This is a genomic window from Neobacillus sp. WH10, from assembly GCF_030123405.1.
GTDB lineage: Bacteria > Bacillota > Bacilli > Bacillales > Cytobacillaceae > Neobacillus.
The window spans coordinates 849,570-865,030 of sequence record NZ_CP126110.1; the positions used below are offsets into that span (position 1 = coordinate 849,570).

12 protein-coding genes are annotated in these 15,461 nt (G+C 38.8%); 7 read left to right on the forward strand and 5 right to left on the reverse strand.

Annotation, left to right across the window (positions count from 1 at the left end; translation table 11 throughout):
- Nucleotides 1-390: 390 nt before the first annotated feature.
- Both QNH20_RS03930 and QNH20_RS03935 read right to left on the reverse strand, forming a co-directional pair.
- Complete coding sequence (locus tag QNH20_RS03930; protein ID WP_283921614.1) at nt 391-1,353, reverse strand: LacI family DNA-binding transcriptional regulator; 963 nt, start codon at nt 1,351-1,353, stop codon at nt 391-393.
- Nucleotides 1,354-1,716: 363 nt separating this feature from the next.
- Entirely contained in the window at nt 1,717-3,162 is a 1,446-nt protein-coding gene (locus tag QNH20_RS03935; RefSeq protein WP_283921615.1) for a DEAD/DEAH box helicase, read from the reverse strand.
- A gap of 359 nt (nt 3,163-3,521) precedes the next feature.
- On the opposite strand from QNH20_RS03935, the gene desA reads away from it, so the two are divergent.
- Together desA and QNH20_RS03945 are read left to right on the forward strand one after the other, a co-directional pair.
- A complete protein-coding gene (gene desA / locus QNH20_RS03940; protein ID WP_283921616.1) occupies nt 3,522-4,553 on the forward strand; it encodes a Delta(5) desaturase DesA in 1,032 nt (343 codons plus the stop codon).
- 82 nt (nt 4,554-4,635) lie between these two features.
- A complete protein-coding gene (locus QNH20_RS03945) occupies nt 4,636-5,172 on the forward strand; it encodes a response regulator (RefSeq protein WP_283921617.1) in 537 nt (178 codons plus the stop codon).
- A 139-nt stretch (nt 5,173-5,311) separates the two neighbouring features.
- Here the strand turns inward: QNH20_RS03945 and QNH20_RS03950 are convergent, their stop codons facing one another.
- On the reverse strand, nt 5,312-5,506 hold the full coding sequence (locus QNH20_RS03950) for a hypothetical protein (protein WP_283921618.1): 195 nt from the start codon (nt 5,504-5,506) through the stop codon (nt 5,312-5,314).
- 121 nt (nt 5,507-5,627) lie between these two features.
- Here QNH20_RS03950 and QNH20_RS03955 point away from each other — a divergent pair, with 121 nt between their 5' ends.
- Entirely contained in the window at nt 5,628-6,440 is an 813-nt protein-coding gene (locus QNH20_RS03955; RefSeq protein WP_283921619.1) for a VOC family protein, read from the forward strand.
- Nucleotides 6,441-6,645: 205 nt separating this feature from the next.
- Here QNH20_RS03955 and QNH20_RS03960 read toward each other — a convergent pair whose 3' ends face one another.
- Together QNH20_RS03960 and QNH20_RS03965 are read right to left on the reverse strand one after the other, a co-directional pair.
- Nucleotides 6,646-7,236: a guanylate kinase gene (locus tag QNH20_RS03960; protein WP_283921620.1), complete on the reverse strand. Its 591-nt coding sequence runs from the start codon at nt 7,234-7,236 to the stop codon at nt 6,646-6,648.
- Nucleotides 7,237-7,406: 170 nt separating this feature from the next.
- Nucleotides 7,407-9,911 carry an NEW3 domain-containing protein gene (locus tag QNH20_RS03965; RefSeq protein ID WP_283921621.1) on the reverse strand — a complete coding sequence of 835 codons (2,505 nt, stop codon included), beginning with the start codon at nt 9,909-9,911 and terminating at the stop codon, nt 7,407-7,409.
- Nucleotides 9,912-10,258: 347 nt separating this feature from the next.
- Between QNH20_RS03965 and QNH20_RS03970 the strand changes: the two genes are divergently transcribed.
- From QNH20_RS03970 to QNH20_RS03985, 4 genes are read left to right on the forward strand one after another with little or no spacing between them, the layout of a single operon-like run.
- Entirely contained in the window at nt 10,259-11,470 is a 1,212-nt protein-coding gene (locus QNH20_RS03970) for an ROK family transcriptional regulator (RefSeq protein WP_283921622.1), read from the forward strand.
- A gap of 15 nt (nt 11,471-11,485) precedes the next feature.
- Nucleotides 11,486-12,586 carry an extracellular solute-binding protein gene (locus QNH20_RS03975; RefSeq protein WP_283921623.1) on the forward strand — a complete coding sequence of 367 codons (1,101 nt, stop codon included), beginning with the start codon at nt 11,486-11,488 and terminating at the stop codon, nt 12,584-12,586.
- Nucleotides 12,587-12,599: 13 nt separating this feature from the next.
- Nucleotides 12,600-13,703, forward strand: coding sequence for an ABC transporter ATP-binding protein (locus QNH20_RS03980; RefSeq protein WP_283921624.1), 1,104 nt, complete (start codon nt 12,600-12,602; stop codon nt 13,701-13,703).
- The gene (locus QNH20_RS03985; RefSeq protein WP_283921625.1) at nt 13,700-15,391 is read left to right on the forward strand and encodes an ABC transporter permease; all 1,692 of its coding nucleotides are present in this window, start codon (nt 13,700-13,702) and stop codon (nt 15,389-15,391) included. The genes QNH20_RS03980 and QNH20_RS03985 overlap by 4 nt, the downstream gene beginning before the upstream one ends.
- Nucleotides 15,392-15,461 lie beyond the last annotated feature (70 nt).

The window sequence follows — 15,461 nt, forward strand, 5'->3', positions numbered from 1 at the left end:
CTTACTTTACTAGTGGATAACCCACTGTACTTGCGTATAACTTACTTTACTAGTGGATAACCCACTGTACTTGCGTATAACTTACTTTACTAGTGGATAACCCACTGTACTTGCGTATAACTTACTTTACTAGTGGATAACCCACTGTACTTTAGGAAAACTTACTTTACTAGTGGATAACTCACTTTACTAGTGGATAACTCACTTTACTTGCGGTTAACTCACTTTACTTGTGGATAACCTCCTTTACTTACGGACAACCATACTACATTTGACTAGCTCCTTTTTCTTGAAATTACAAGAATTTTTTCCAAGCAAAAAGACTTGGAATCCAATAAGGACTCCAAGTCTAGTGTAAAATTTAAATCGAGTATCAGGCACCATCTAATTTTAAACAGTTTTACGTTCAATTAATGTAACGGGAATTTCTTGATAAGAAGCCTCGCTATCAACTATTCCTTGCAAAAATAGCTTCCTTCCCATCTCCACTAGTGGAATGTCAATCGTTGTGATGTTCATCATTTTTGCGATGGGCTGATTATTGAAACCAATGAGGGCGAGGTCACCTGGTATCGAAATATTTTGCTGTCGAGCACAGGTGACAATACCAGCTGCTACTTCATCACTTGTAATCAGCAAAGCGGTGGGTGGATTAGTCATTTGTTTGATCCGCGCAATGATTTGTTCACCATCTTCAAAGTTCAGGCATTGTTCAAAAATATAACTAGGGTTATATGGCAAATGATGGTCTTTAAGAAAATCCTTAAAAGCCATTCCTCTAAATTTACTATTGGAGCCTGATTTTCGGCCAATACTATAGCCGATTTTTCGATGGCCTTTTTGATATAGGTATTCTAACGCAAAAATAAATGTTTTGTAGTGGTCGACATAAGTGGAGGATACATTTTTACCCCTTGTATCTTCACATAAAACAATCGGACCATAGGGTGTAAATTCTTCAATTGTCGGCAAGCCGCATATTCTGGAACAAATAATTAACGAATCAATCTGCTTTTGCTTAAGCATCTGTAAGGCTTCCAACTCTTTGGCCTCTTCGTAGTTGCTCTGGAATAGCACCAGCTTATAGTTGTTTTCTAATGCTTCAATCGCCATTCCTTTCATTAACAGAGCAAAATAAGGATGGTCGATAAAGGGCACAACCACACCGACAAGAAATGTTTTTCCCATACTTAAATGGATGGCGTTGATATTAGGCTGATAATTACTATCCTTAATCGCTGCTAAAACTGCATTCCTTTTTTCCTCACTTACATAGGGATGGCTATTTAGCACCCGCGAAACGGTTGAAACTGAAACACCGGCCATCTTAGCTAACTCTCTAATGTTTGTCATATAATCACCATTTTTTCAATGTTGCTTAAATAGATTATAGTACAAAATGAAAGGAATCCATACAGTTTATAGCATGATTGCTTCAAACGCCGCGGTGGTGTTATCAGAGCTGCCTTAAGGAATAACCCGCACACCACCGTTGTATCTAGAATTTTTAAATACAAATAATCACCTTCAATGTGCCTGACACAATTCGTGGACACTGTCCTTCTCAGGAGGACAGTGGAATCACAGTTACATTCTAAATTAAAATACAAGATAAAAAGGTGCCTGACACCACATGCATAATTGCATTGGTTTCAGGCACTTTTTTTCATAAAAGAGGATGTGTTAAACTTGTGCGCTCCAGGCGCTTCTGCTTTTCTATTTAATTGCGATGCTGACTTTTAGTCGCTTTCCTTTGATTGTGGCATTCTCCATGGCTTGTAGCACTAGTGAGCCCTTTCCATTTAGAATATCCACATAGGATAAATGGTCTTGAATCGTAATAATGCCGATATCTTCAACTGTTATTCCCGGTATTTTCGCGATGGTCCCAACGAAATCGACCGCACGAATCTTCTTCTTTTTGCCGCCGCTGAAATGGAGTTTCATGATATCTTGGTTGATACGGGCAGTTTTATTATTCCTGACCACTCGGCGGCCGCTGATCTTTTCTTCGAAGGCCGCCTTTCCTCCAGAAACTTCCTGTGGTTTTGGTGCCTCCATTGAAGGAATTTCAAAGCCTATATATCTTTCAATCGCCTTAACGAATTTTCCTTCATAAGGCGTGGCAAACGTAATGGCCTTTCCTTTATTTCCAGCTCGTCCGGTTCTGCCTGTGCGGTGGACATAGCTTTCTTTTTCAATCGGTACGTCATAGTTAATCACAAGTGTCACGTTATCAATGTCAATCCCACGTGCAGCAACATCGGTGGCCACTAGGTATCGGAAATTCCCCATTTTGAACCCGTCCATCACGGCAAACCGATCTTGTTGTTCTAACCCTCCATGAAGTCTTCCACTTGAATAGTTGGATGCCTCCAATTCAGTGTATACAGTTTCAACGTGTTCTTTCGTCTTGCAAAAAATTAGACAGCTGTCAGGGTTTTCAACGACAGTAACATCTTTAAGCACGGAAAGTTTCTCTTCTTCTTTAACATTGATTAATCGATGGTCAATTGTCTCCGTAGTAATGCCAGCCGCTTCAATCTCAATATGAAAGGGTCTTTTCATATACTTATGGCAGAGAGTTTCAACATCCTTCGGCAATGTAGCGGAAAAGACCATTGTGACTCTGTTGGACGGTAGTTCTTTTATTATTGCTTCCACTTCATCGATAAAACCCATATTCAGCATTTCATCCGCTTCATCGATAATAAGATATTGAACCTGGCCTAAATCTAGCGTTCCTCTATCGATATGGTCGATTACACGCCCTGGTGTCCCCACGACCACATGGTTTTTTTGCTTCAATTCTTCCTTTTGCTTCGAAAAAGGTTCCTTCCCATATACGGCAATTGCTTTAATTCGTTTAAATCTGCCAATATTCGTTATGTCATCGCGAACTTGAACCGCGAGTTCTCTAGTAGGAGTGAGAATTAAGGCCTGTGGCTTTTTTTCTTCCCATTCTATCATCTCGCATATAGGGATCCCAAAGGCTGCTGTCTTGCCGCTCCCAGTTTGGGATTTTACGATAACATCGTGCTTTTCCAATGCTAAAGGAATCACTTCCCGTTGAACCTCTGTAGGTGCTTCGTATTTTAACACCGCAAGCGCTCTTGTTATTTCATTGCTTAAAGGGTATTCTCCAAAACTTCTTTCACTCATGTAGGAACCTCATTTTTTTATATTATTCGACTCATCTATAGGATTTCTCTGAAAGAAACATCATATGCAAAAGCTGAATAGGATTCATTATACAGGAAAAGTCGAACAAATCGGCTCTTATTCCAAAATAAAGACTATTAATACACTTTATTAAAATGGCCCGGTTTTAATAAAGAAAAATGAAGAAGTTAAATAATATCCATAAATTACCAAATAGTGCCTGACACCGTTTTCAATATTTTCAACTTATAAACATGACATTTATCATGCCCAGCACATGATACTTGCTACTAACATGGACAGGATCCTTTCGTTATAATTCGAATTAACGAGACGTAATGGAAAGGAAATCGAATAAAATGACCTTACAGGATACGAAGAATTTGAAGAAACAAATTACTCCCTTTGAAAAATCAACGGCTAAGGAAAGTGTTTGGCAAATCATTAATACGGTTGTCCCGTTTATAATCTTATGGTACCTTGCCTACTTAAGCCTTTCTGTATCTTATTGGTTAGCATTAGTACCCGCTGTGTTAGCTGCAGGCTTTTTGACAAGGATTTTCATCATTTTTCATGATTGTACCCATAATTCCTTTTTTAAGAACCGCCGTGTCAATCGGATAACTGGCACATTTATGGGGGTTTTAACGCTATTTCCTTTTGATAAATGGGGACATGAGCATTCCGTACATCACGCGACAAGTGGGAACTTAGATAAGCGCGGAACTGGAGATATTTGGACACTTACCGTGGATGAATATATAGCAGCACCACTTAAACTACGTTTAGCATATCGTTTTTATCGTAATCCGGTCGTCATGTTTGTTTTAGGACCGATTTATGTTTTCCTTTTAAAAAATAGATTTAACCGTAAAGGTGCGAGAAAGAAAGAACGCATGAATACGTATTTAACTAATGTTCTTATCGTTGCGTTGATTGGATTGCTTTGTTGGGCAGTCGGCTGGCAGTCGTTTCTTTTAATAGAAGGCTCGATTTTCATGATTTCAGGAGCAGCAGGCATTTGGCTATTTTATGTACAGCATACTTTTGAGGATTCCTATTTTGAAGAAGATAAAGAATGGGAATACGTGAAAGCAGCAGTTGAAGGCAGCTCATTCTATAAGCTTCCAAAGGTTTTGCAATGGCTTACAGGAAATATTGGCTTTCACCACGTCCATCATTTAAGTCCAAGAGTGCCGAACTACAAACTTGAAGAGGCACACAACAATACGAAGCCATTACAAAATGTACCGACGATCACTCTTGCTACAAGTTTTCAATCACTCCGATTCCGCCTTTGGGATGAAAAAGCCAAGAACTTTATCAGCTTTAAAGACATTAAATCTGTTGCTAAAAAAAGGATTTCTGTTCAAGCAAAACCTGAATTATAACTTCACATCAACGGGAGACTCCTCTTAAATAAGAGGAGTCTCCGCTTAACTTCATGTTTATCAGATAAGGAGAGAACAATACATGATTCGAATTGTCATTGCTGAGGATCAGGAAATGCTGTTAGCAGCAATTGGTTCCCTCCTCAATTTGGAAGAAGATATGGAAGTAGTCGGGAAGGCGGAAAATGGAGAAGAGGCACTGACGCTTGTCCACCTTTTAAAGCCCGATGTTTGTCTCATGGACATAGAGATGCCTGAAAAAAGTGGGTTAGAGGCAGCAGAAGCATTAAAGCCATATGGCTGCAAAGTCATCATTTTAACTACATTTGCCCGGAATGGCTATTTTCAGCGGGCATTAAATGCGGATGTAAGAGGGTATTTATTAAAAGATAGTCCCAGTGAGGAGTTAGCAGGTTCGATTCGCCATATTATCAACGGAGAGCGAATCTATTCTTCTGAACTAATCGACGAAGATTTCAGTGAAACCGCTCCAGAACAAAACGTAATAGAATCGTTTGGAAATAGCGAAAGCACTAAGAAAATCGCTCATATGCAATTTGGAACGGTCAGAAAGTATCTTTCATCGATATTGGATAAAATCAAGTTGCCTACGGGGTAAAATGAATGATATCTCAGAAAAAGTGCCTGTCGATCAGGCACCTTTTTCTTTTGAGAAATATGTCATGTAATATCCATAACTTAAAGAAGGAAAAAACTAATCGAAACGTTTAATAAAATCTTATCGCACAAATATAAATTTAATCTACCGTTTCAAAGACAATTTGTTTTTCCTTATCAACTTCTAATGCTGAGACAATATAGGCAAAGCCATTCATTAAAAAGTACATCACATTGGATTGAATCCGTTCACTTTCTCCTAGATAAGTATTTATAATTATAATGACAGAATACAAAATAACAAAAAATAATGCGATTTTATTAAAAATGGCCATTTAGGAACAACCCCCTTATATAGGATGCTTATTGTAATCATATTTGCTTCAAGCCGGTCTTATGCAAATTGCCGGAAATCTTCATTCATCTAAATCCTACAATTAAGAAAGGAGTAACAAGATGTCTTTTTCCTTTGATCATTTAGTGTTTTTTTCTAATAAGCCGGAGGAGGCCATTCCTCTTTTAAAACAAAGAGGAATTCACGCTTTCAAGGGCGGTCGTCATGAAATTTGGGGCACCTATAATTCATTGACCTACTTTGGTTTAAGTTATATTGAGTTTTTAGGAATTGAAAATTTGCCGGTGGCGGAGAGGCAGGAAGAAAACCGACTGATTACTCATATCGTGGAGCAATTGTCAGGAGAAAAAAGGGAAGGTCCTGCCACAATTGCCATTCGAACTGATAATATTGAGCGATTAGCCTTCAGACTTAAAGATGAAGGATTCAAAGTGTATGGTCCACTCCCAGGTGAGCGGGTTCGTGCAGATGGTCAAGTCATCAGGTGGTCACTGTTATTCCCTGAAGCTGCAGACAAAGAGCTGATGCTGCCATTTTTTATTCAATGGGAAAAATCTGATGTCGAGAGACGTTTAGAATTAGAGGAGCAGGGATTGATTGAGTCACACTCGACAGGGAATCCACAATTTAAGAGTGTCGGTTTTGTGGTCCATAACATTGAGAACACATTAGCCATATGGGGAAGACTGTTTGATCTGAAGAATGGGGAAGAGTTTGAAGATTCAACCATTAACGCACGGTGTAGGAAAGTAGAAATGGCCGGAACGAAGCTGTTGTTTTGTACACCAAATGGTGAGGGAATTGCTGAGAAGGTTTTAATAGAAAAAGGAGAAACCCCCTTCTTAGTAAACTTGACCGGAACGGGTCAAAACGGGCTTTTTGAAATACTGAATGGATTCTGGAGATTTCAATGAGGTACATACTATAGAAAAAGGCAATCCTCCTTATTAAGAACAAAATTTTTAGATGACAAGCAAAAATGTCGTTAATATAATTTATTAAAGACAAAAATCAAAGATTACAAGTCCAAAATGTCTCCAGTCCACCTGATTAAGAAATAAAAACTAAGGCGAACAGTACATAATTACTGTCCGCCTTTAATTTTTTCGTATTGTTTCCTTAATAATCAGTAACAGTGAGATCTCTGTCTAAAAAGGTTTCAATTAATTCGCTAATTTGGTAAGCAACCTGTGGGGAATCGTAGTTTTCAAAGGCATGTTCACAACTATTTTTGTAGCTCATGATCTCATCATAATGAGTCAAATGCCGCTCTATAACTTCATCATTATCTTGGCGGTCTTGCTGCCTTTGAATAACAGTGTCACGATTGGCATAAATAAAAATACGGACGACGCCATCACCATACATCGTTTTTAATTTTTCAGTACCTTCAGGATTTAAAGTTAAATAGACGTAATCATGGTTTTGAAAGGCTTCAACGATATCTTGTTCACGAATGCCATAATGAATGCCATCAATCTCGACACTTTCAAGAAATTCCTGTTGAGATTGCATTTGTTTAAAGGTTTCTTCAGTAACGAAGTGGTAGTCTTCGCCATTTTTTTCATAATGTCGGGGAGAACGGGTAGTGTAAGAGAGAACGGTTTCCATATCAAATGCGGTAGCAACCATTTTAGCAATCGTTTTTCTTCCAGAGCCATCGGGACCTGTGTAAACGAAGATTTTTTCTTTTCCTTTGATTTCAAACATAGAGGAGCCTCCTTTTAGCTTTTTTAAAAACAAACCCCTGAAATCTGCGGAGACTTTTTCTAGATGTTATAAGGGATTACTAGTATTATAGCAAAACGGCATCCTAATAATCTATGGCTAGAAAGAAAACAGTCCCTGCATTGGGACTTTGAGGGACTGTTTTATTCATATTAGTTATTTGCTCCATAGCTGATTAAATTTGTGAAAATGCGGTAGCCGCCTGGAACTTGCCCTTGGATTTGACGATAGAAAACAAGGTTTGTATAAAGGTATGTCCCTTGGCCGTATTTTGCCATTAGGATCCCGCCATCGAATGGCGCTTCACCTGGGTCAGCCATGCTGACAAATGTTTCATAATGGCTATCCCACTTCATAGGATAGTATAAACCTCTTTCTTGAATCCAATGATCCCAATCACTGTCGGTAATTTTATTTGGATAGTTGAAAAGAGGGGAGTTAGGTTGTAATACCGTCACTTTAGCATTTTCGTCAGTTACTCTCCATTTAATGGACACATCTCCAATCGTTAATGGATATGGAGCAGTCGTTTGGGCGTTCCATCCGTCACCTGGTTTATGATACTGAACAACTAAGTGCCCGCCATTATAAACATATTGTTTAAGACGCTCGTTATTTGCGATTAGGTCTGCTCTTGAGAGGTAAGCACGAATCCCAATAACGATGCTATCGTATTTACTTAAATCGGCTGTTTTCAAATCGGATTCTGTTAGTTTTGTTACATTTAGTCCAGCGTTATTTAGATAATCTGCGACTTTATCAAATCCGCTTTCAACATAACCAATTTTTAAGTTGTCATTCTTCAAAAGTTCAAAGGCTACACCGTTTACTTGTGCAGGATACTCATAATAAAAGGTTCCGATATGGTCATAGTTGATTTTTTGAACAGTGGAATTAAAGGTTTTGCCGTTAACCGCTGCTTCAGCGACAATTTTAAAGTTACCTGCTTTAATATTTTTTGGCGGTGTTAACGTAAAGTCTACATCTTTTTCATCTAAATGCTTGTTAAAAGCAACTTCTGCTTTACTTGGAGAGACCTTCCATCCTTCCGGAACCTTTAAGGTTACAGATGATTGGGCAGCACCGTCACGGTAATTTTTAACCTTAACGGTAACAGGAATTTTCTCCTGCACATCAGCTGTATTAACGACAATATCTTCAGGAGATAAGGTGAGTCCAACATCCGGAAGAACTGCGATTGTACCGTTTAAAGCTTTGATTTGGCTTGTTTTTGAACCTGTGGAATCATAGTTGACTTTTGCTTGAATGGCAGGTGTTTTGTAGGCATGGTAATACTCGGCATCTTCAGGAACCACCACCTGATAGGAAATTTTTCTAGATTCTCCTGGATCCAAGTTACTTGCGTTATTCTTAGAGGTAATGTTCCAGCCATCTGGAACTAATAAATCAGCACTAACATTGTGTAGTTTTTGCTTACCGTTATTCTTTAGTGTTACGGTAACATTTGTCGTTTGTCCTTTTGTAAGGATATTGAATTCGGAAGAAGCGCTAACATCCAACTGTGATGCTGTAAAGCTGGCAGTCTGCAATTGCTCTTCTTTTAAGGAAAGCTTATGAAGTAAATCACTTTTTAAATCTGCAGATAGGTTAGCTTGCTTTGTTTTGTTTAGTAAATTACGCACTTCTTTTAAGGCATTCTGTGATTGCTCAAATACTTTCTCCTTACTAGGATACGAAGAAACGATGGAGTCTAATTTGCTTTGGAGATCCGTAAAGTGCACTTTTAGATCATTTTCAGTCTTCGGAAGTTCTTTTGCCCATTCGCTAAAATTATATGGGACTCCTGCAAAAAGTTCTGGTTGGTTTCCTACTGCTGTTTTGAGTAATTCAAGATCGACTTGTCTTGGTGCAGCCGGAATATCACTGCCCATCCCTTGGCTTTTATGCATATAACGAGATTGTTCTCCTAATTGAGGGTAGGTCATTTTGTAAATTGGGTCGTACATGCCGATTTCAATAGAGGTTGTTGCCATAGCTTTCGATACTGCTGGTAAATAGAGTTTCTTTACCTGCCAAACAGATAATCCCTCTTTTAATTGCTCAGGGTAAATAGCTGGATTTGCAGCATCTTCAAAGGCTCGTTCAGAAAGAATTTCCATTGCCCGGTGATGCCCGTGCTGAGAAGGATCATTTCTAAATGAAGGCATAACAATATCTGGCTGATACGTACGAATAAAGCGAATTAAGCGCTCGTATGTTAACCCTTCTCCCCATTTTGCTAATGTATCTTCAGGGCTTTTGGAAAAACCAAAATCATAAATAGCATCAGATGTTGTTTCGCTAAGATGATAAGCCTTGACCCCAGTAATCTTAGCGGCTTCAATCATTTCTCTTGAGCGGATGATACCTAAACCATTTCCTAGTTCGTCACCAATTTCATTCTGCCCGCCTTCACCACGGTTACCGATTAAACTTGAAGTTTTTACACCTAGGCCCCTGGATAAATAGGCTAGAAAATCACTTCTCTCGTCATCAGGGTGTGCACCAGTATTAAGAAAAGTAACAGTCGTTTCAAGAGGTTTTACAGCATTCCAAAGATCCACATCTGGTTCCTGTGCTTTTGCAGCACTTCCGCCAAATGGCAGTAACGAAACTACCAAGAGAACAGCAAGTAATCCAAGAAAAAATTTTTTCACCTTTGTAACCCCTTTCATTTTTAAGTAATTAATTTCTAACCTTGTACCCTCCCTTTGCACTAGCAGTCAATATGTTAGTTAAACTACTTAACTAACTGTAGAAAACTTCCACACTTAATACTTAACACCTCAGAGGGAAAAAGTAAATACTCTCCATATTCAGAAAATTAAAACAGTTATTTCGTCCTATAGGCAATGAAAGTATAGTTATATTAGACTATATGGTAGGTATTATTATAATTATCGAATTTTTAAAAATAATTGTTGTAAACGGTTACCTTATGAGTTATATTTTAGTTAATTCTCAAAACTAACTAACTTAACAAAATGATTAAGGCCGTGATGCAATGGGTACCAATGAAAACAAAATGCAAATCAAGACACAAAACAAAAAGAGAATATTGCAGTGTATTTTGGAACATGCTCCAATCTCAAGGGCAGAAATTGCTGGGAAAATGAAAATTAGTAAACCAACAGTCTCATTTCTGGTTGATGAACTGATCCAGGAAAAGTGGGTAATCGAGAAAGGAATTGGAGAATCCACCTCACAGGGAGGGAGAAGACCGATTCATCTTTATTTTAATGAAAAAGCAGCCTATATTATTGGCGCTGACATTGGCGGTACAAAAGTAAAAATAGTCATCAGTGACTTAAATGGAAATATTGTTGCTGCCAGCACTTTTCAAACAGAACACTATTTAAATACTGGTCTATTAAAAAAAATCGCTAAAGAAATTGGTGTGATGATTCAAAAGAATGATATTGATCAGCAAAAGATTCTGGGAATGGGAGCAGGAGTACCAGGGATTACTGATACAACGTGCGGCATCGTAACAGAAGCCCCCAGCTTAAATTGGGTACGTTATCCCTTCATCAAAGAAGCTGAACGATATTTGTCCTTTCCAATTTACGTGGATAATGATGTAAATGTAGCCGCACTTGGAGAACAATGGCTTGGAAATGCAAAACACAAGGAAAATGTGTTGTTCATCGCCATTGGCACCGGGATCGGAGGCGGTATCATTATTCATAACCAGCTATATCGAGGATCCATCAATGCCGCAGGTGAAATGGGGTACATGGTAACGGATAAAAACGATATGAAAAATGAATTCAAGCCCATTTTTCATCGCTACGGTTATTTAGAAAGTGTGGCTGGAGGAAAGGCAATCGGTGACAAACTCACAAAATTAGTAAAGCAAAGTCCAGGCCATCCCTTATACGAGCAAGCTAAATCAGAAGAACTAACTGGTGAAATGGCGTTTACTCTTGCGAAAAAAGAAGACGTGATCGCCCTTAAGGTAGTCGATGAGGCGATTGAGCATATAGCCTATGGAATTATTAATGCAGCTAGTTTATTAAATCCGGAGGTTATAATTTTGGGAGGTGGTGTGTTTAAGTCATCTGAATTCATTTTACCTAAACTCCGTGAAATTGTTGATCACTATCTTCCTAGTTCAGTAGAATTGAAAATTTCACAATTAGGAGAAGATGCGGGTGTTTTGGGAGCGGTTTCATTATTTTTACGGGAACATGAAAGTATTATTAACTTTTCTTAATGAGGGGGATTTTTTGTGAAAAATAAGAAAAAGGTATCGATTATTACCGCTTTAACGTTATCGGCATCACTATTGCTTGCAGCTTGTGGCGGTGACGCAGAGAAAACTTCTAACACACCTTCAAAGAAACCGGACGACAAAAAAGAAGCAAAACTAGAAGAGAAAATTGTCGTCTATTCACCACACGGTAAAGACATCCTATCTAAATTCGAACAACAATTTGAAGCAAAATACAATGTAGATGTTGAGTGGCTTGACATGGGTTCACAAGAGGTCCTTGACCGTATTCGCTCTGAAAAAAATAATCCGCAAGCGGATGTATGGTGGGGAGCACCTTCCGTAAACTTTGACCAGGCGAAGGATGAAGGGCTGCTTGCACCATATAAACCATCTTATGCAGGAAGCCTTGATGACGGCTTCCACGACGCTGACTGGAATTGGTCCGGTACTAGTCAAACACCTGAAGTTATCATGTATAACAGTAAAGAGGTTAAAAAGGAAGATGCCCCTAAGGATTGGGATGAATTATTGGATGCCAAGTGGAAGGATAAAATTATTATTCGTTATCCTCTTGCATCAGGAACAATGAGAACAATTTTTTCTTCTATGATTTATCGTGATTTCAAAGATTCAAATGATCCGGCAAAAGGATATGAATGGTTGAAAAATCTGGATGCAAATACAAAGGAATATTCTGCTAACCCTGAGATGATGTACAACAAAGTGGCCAAGGGTGAAGGTGTTATCTCTGTCTGGGCAATGCCTGATGTTGTTATGTTGAAGGAAAACAAAAACTATCCATTTGAATTTATAGTGCCAAAAAGCGGAACACCTGTCTTGACTGAAGGTATCGCAGTTGTGAAGGGTGCACCACATCCTAAGGCTGCTGAGGCATTCTATGAATTTGTTAATACACCTGAAGCTGCAAAATTATTGGCTGAAGAATTCTATCGAATCCCGACTAGAACAGACGTGAAAGACCTTCCAAAATGGATCACTGATACTGAAATTAAAAAGATGGATATCGACTGGAAAGTCTTCCAAAAAGAAAGTGACGGCTGGATGAAGTATTGGGACGAAAACATCAAGAGTGGTGCAAAAGAAATTAAACAATAGGAAGTGGTAGGTAATGGCGTCAATAAAGATAGAGCATGTCCAAAAAGCGTTTGGAAAAGTAATAGCGGTAGATCATTTAAACCTGGAAATAAAGGATGGGGAATTCTTTACCTTTCTTGGACCGAGCGGTTGTGGAAAAACCACTACCCTGAGGATGATTGCTGGCTTTTATTATCCGACAAAAGGGATTATTCGTTTTGGCGATAAAGATATGACGCGCGTACCTCCTGAAAAAAGAAATACGGGCATGGTTTTTCAAAACTATGCCCTTTTTCCTCATATGACGGTTTTTGAAAATGTAGCTTTTGGTTTAAGAGTAAGAAAAATTGCTGCAAATGAACTGAAAACACGGGTACAAGACGTACTGCGTAAAGTAAGGCTCGAGAAATATTCCGATCGTCAAGTGAGTCAGTTAAGTGGAGGACAACAGCAGCGCGTCGCCTTGGCAAGGGCATTAGTCATTGAACCTGAAATTCTTCTCCTTGATGAGCCGCTGAGCAATTTGGATGCCAAGCTCCGGGATGAGATGCGGAGCGAAATATTGAGGCTGCAAAAGGAATACAAGATTACGACCATTTATGTAACCCATGACCAGGCTGAAGCTTTATCTATGAGTGACCGAATTGCTGTTTTTAACTTTGGGGTATGCCACCAAGTTGGAACACCTTCCGAAATTTATAATCAGCCGGCGAATGATTTTGTTGCTAGTTTTATAGGTGAAATAAATCTTTTCCCAGTAAAAGTTGATAGGGTTGAAAAAGACCATGTTTTTGTATCTGCCCAAGTTGGCTCTAAGTCGAAAGAATTGGCTGTACATAATCATCCATATAATTTTAATCCAGACACAAAAAGTGATCTTTCCTTATCTATTCGACCAGAGGCTATTAAAATTTTTGAAAAGCAGACAGACGGAACAAACATACTTAAAGGGAAAATTGAGGAAGTTGAATTTTTTGGTTCAGTCATCAATCTTAGTGTGAATGTGGAAGGGCTGCTTCTTCAAGCGAATCTATTAAACAATAGGTCTAATCATCTAAAGTCTGGGGCAGATGTTTGGGTACAGCTGCCTGAAGACCAAATCCGTATTATTCCGGTCGTAAGTGGTGATGTCTCATGATAAAAAATCGTGATACTAGGTTTACTATACTACTGCTGATTCCGGTTCTGTTAGTATTGGTTGCCTATGTTCTGTATCCTTCACTAAGGACTTTTTTCGAAAGTCTACAAACAGAACGCGGCACATCGCTCGCCAATTATCAGGATTTCTTTAGCCAGGAATCCAAAACCAATCTCGAGGCCTTATGGAATTCGGTTTATATTTCACTATTAAGTGTGCTTGTTAGTGCACTCATTGGCATTCCTCTCGCGTTTATTTTCAATCGTTATGATTTTCCCGGCAGAAGTTTTTTTTCCTCAGCCGCTATCATGCCAATCGTTCTCCCATCATTGGTAGGTGTAATGGCATTTATGTTTTTATATGGGGAGACAGGCTTAATCCCCAATGCAATAAAGGATTTATTTGGACTGGAAAAAGTACCATTTAAAATTGGCGGGGTTTCGGGGATCTTAATTGTCCATGCCTATACGATGTATGTATATTTCTATATGACAGTATCGTCGGCGATTAATAAAATTGACCCGAGTCTAGAGGAAGCTGCTTACAATTTGGGTGCTAGTCGATTCAAGGTGTTTTGGAAGGTAACGTTTCCTTTATTGACCCCTGCGATTGTTGCAGCATCCCTGCTTGTTTTTATGATTTCAATGGCATCTTTTAGTGCTCCTTTCTTATTGGCAGGCGGGTACCGTGTACTAAGTCTGCAAATCTATTTTTCAAAAATAAATGGAGATATGGAGGTTGCCGCTACTCAATCAGTCATCCTGTCAATTGTTTCGATTGCCTTCTTATTATTTATGCGATGGTATCAAAACAGGAAGGATTACAGAATGGCAACCAAAGGGATTGGTGCCCATCGCAGTGAGGTGAAAAATCCAGTGATGAAATGGGTTATGGTTTTGATCGGTATCATAGGGGTCATTATCCTGCTGCTGCCGCATTTCACCATCCTGCTCCTTTCGTTAGTACCAGACGGAACATGGACATGGCAAACCTATCCATCCGTTTTTAACTTTGAAAACTATCGATTATTGCTACAGGATCCAAATATCTTTAAGCCTTTAAAGAATAGTTTAATCCTGGCGTTCATCGCAACAGCTGGAAACTTAGTGTTTGGCGTTGTAACGTCTTATCTTCTTGTAAAACGGAAATTTATCGGTAAGAATTTTGTGGATATTTTAGTTATGATTCCATGGGCTCTACCTGCTACCGTTATCGGGATGAATTTGATCTTTGCGTTTAATGAGCCCAATATTTTTTCTTTCGGAAACATTTTGGTTGGTACATTTTGGATCCTGCCGCTCGCCTATTTTGTTCGTCACATACCTTTAGTAGTAAGGTCAACTAATGCTGTTCTTGAACAATTAGACGATTCCATTGAGGAGGCATCTAGAAATCTCGGGGCTCGCTGGTTTTATACCTTTAGGAGGGTCATCCTACCGATTATTATGCCAGGTGTCTTATCGGGAACATTACTGGCATTCGTAGAGTCTGTTGGTGAATTTCCAACATCTGTATTATTGTATACAATATCCAATCGACCGATATCAATTGAAATCATGAATCAGCTCAGAATGTTTAATATGGGCCAGGCTGCAGCATACGGAATGATTCAAATTGCCTTAATTGCTGTTGTTCTATTTATTTCAAATAAGTTTTTCGGAGTAAAAGCCGAACAATCATTGTCATAAATGAAACTTCAATTAGTGGGGGTTCTTTCCATCCTGCACTGATTGTTAGTTGAATCAAACGGAGATGAAA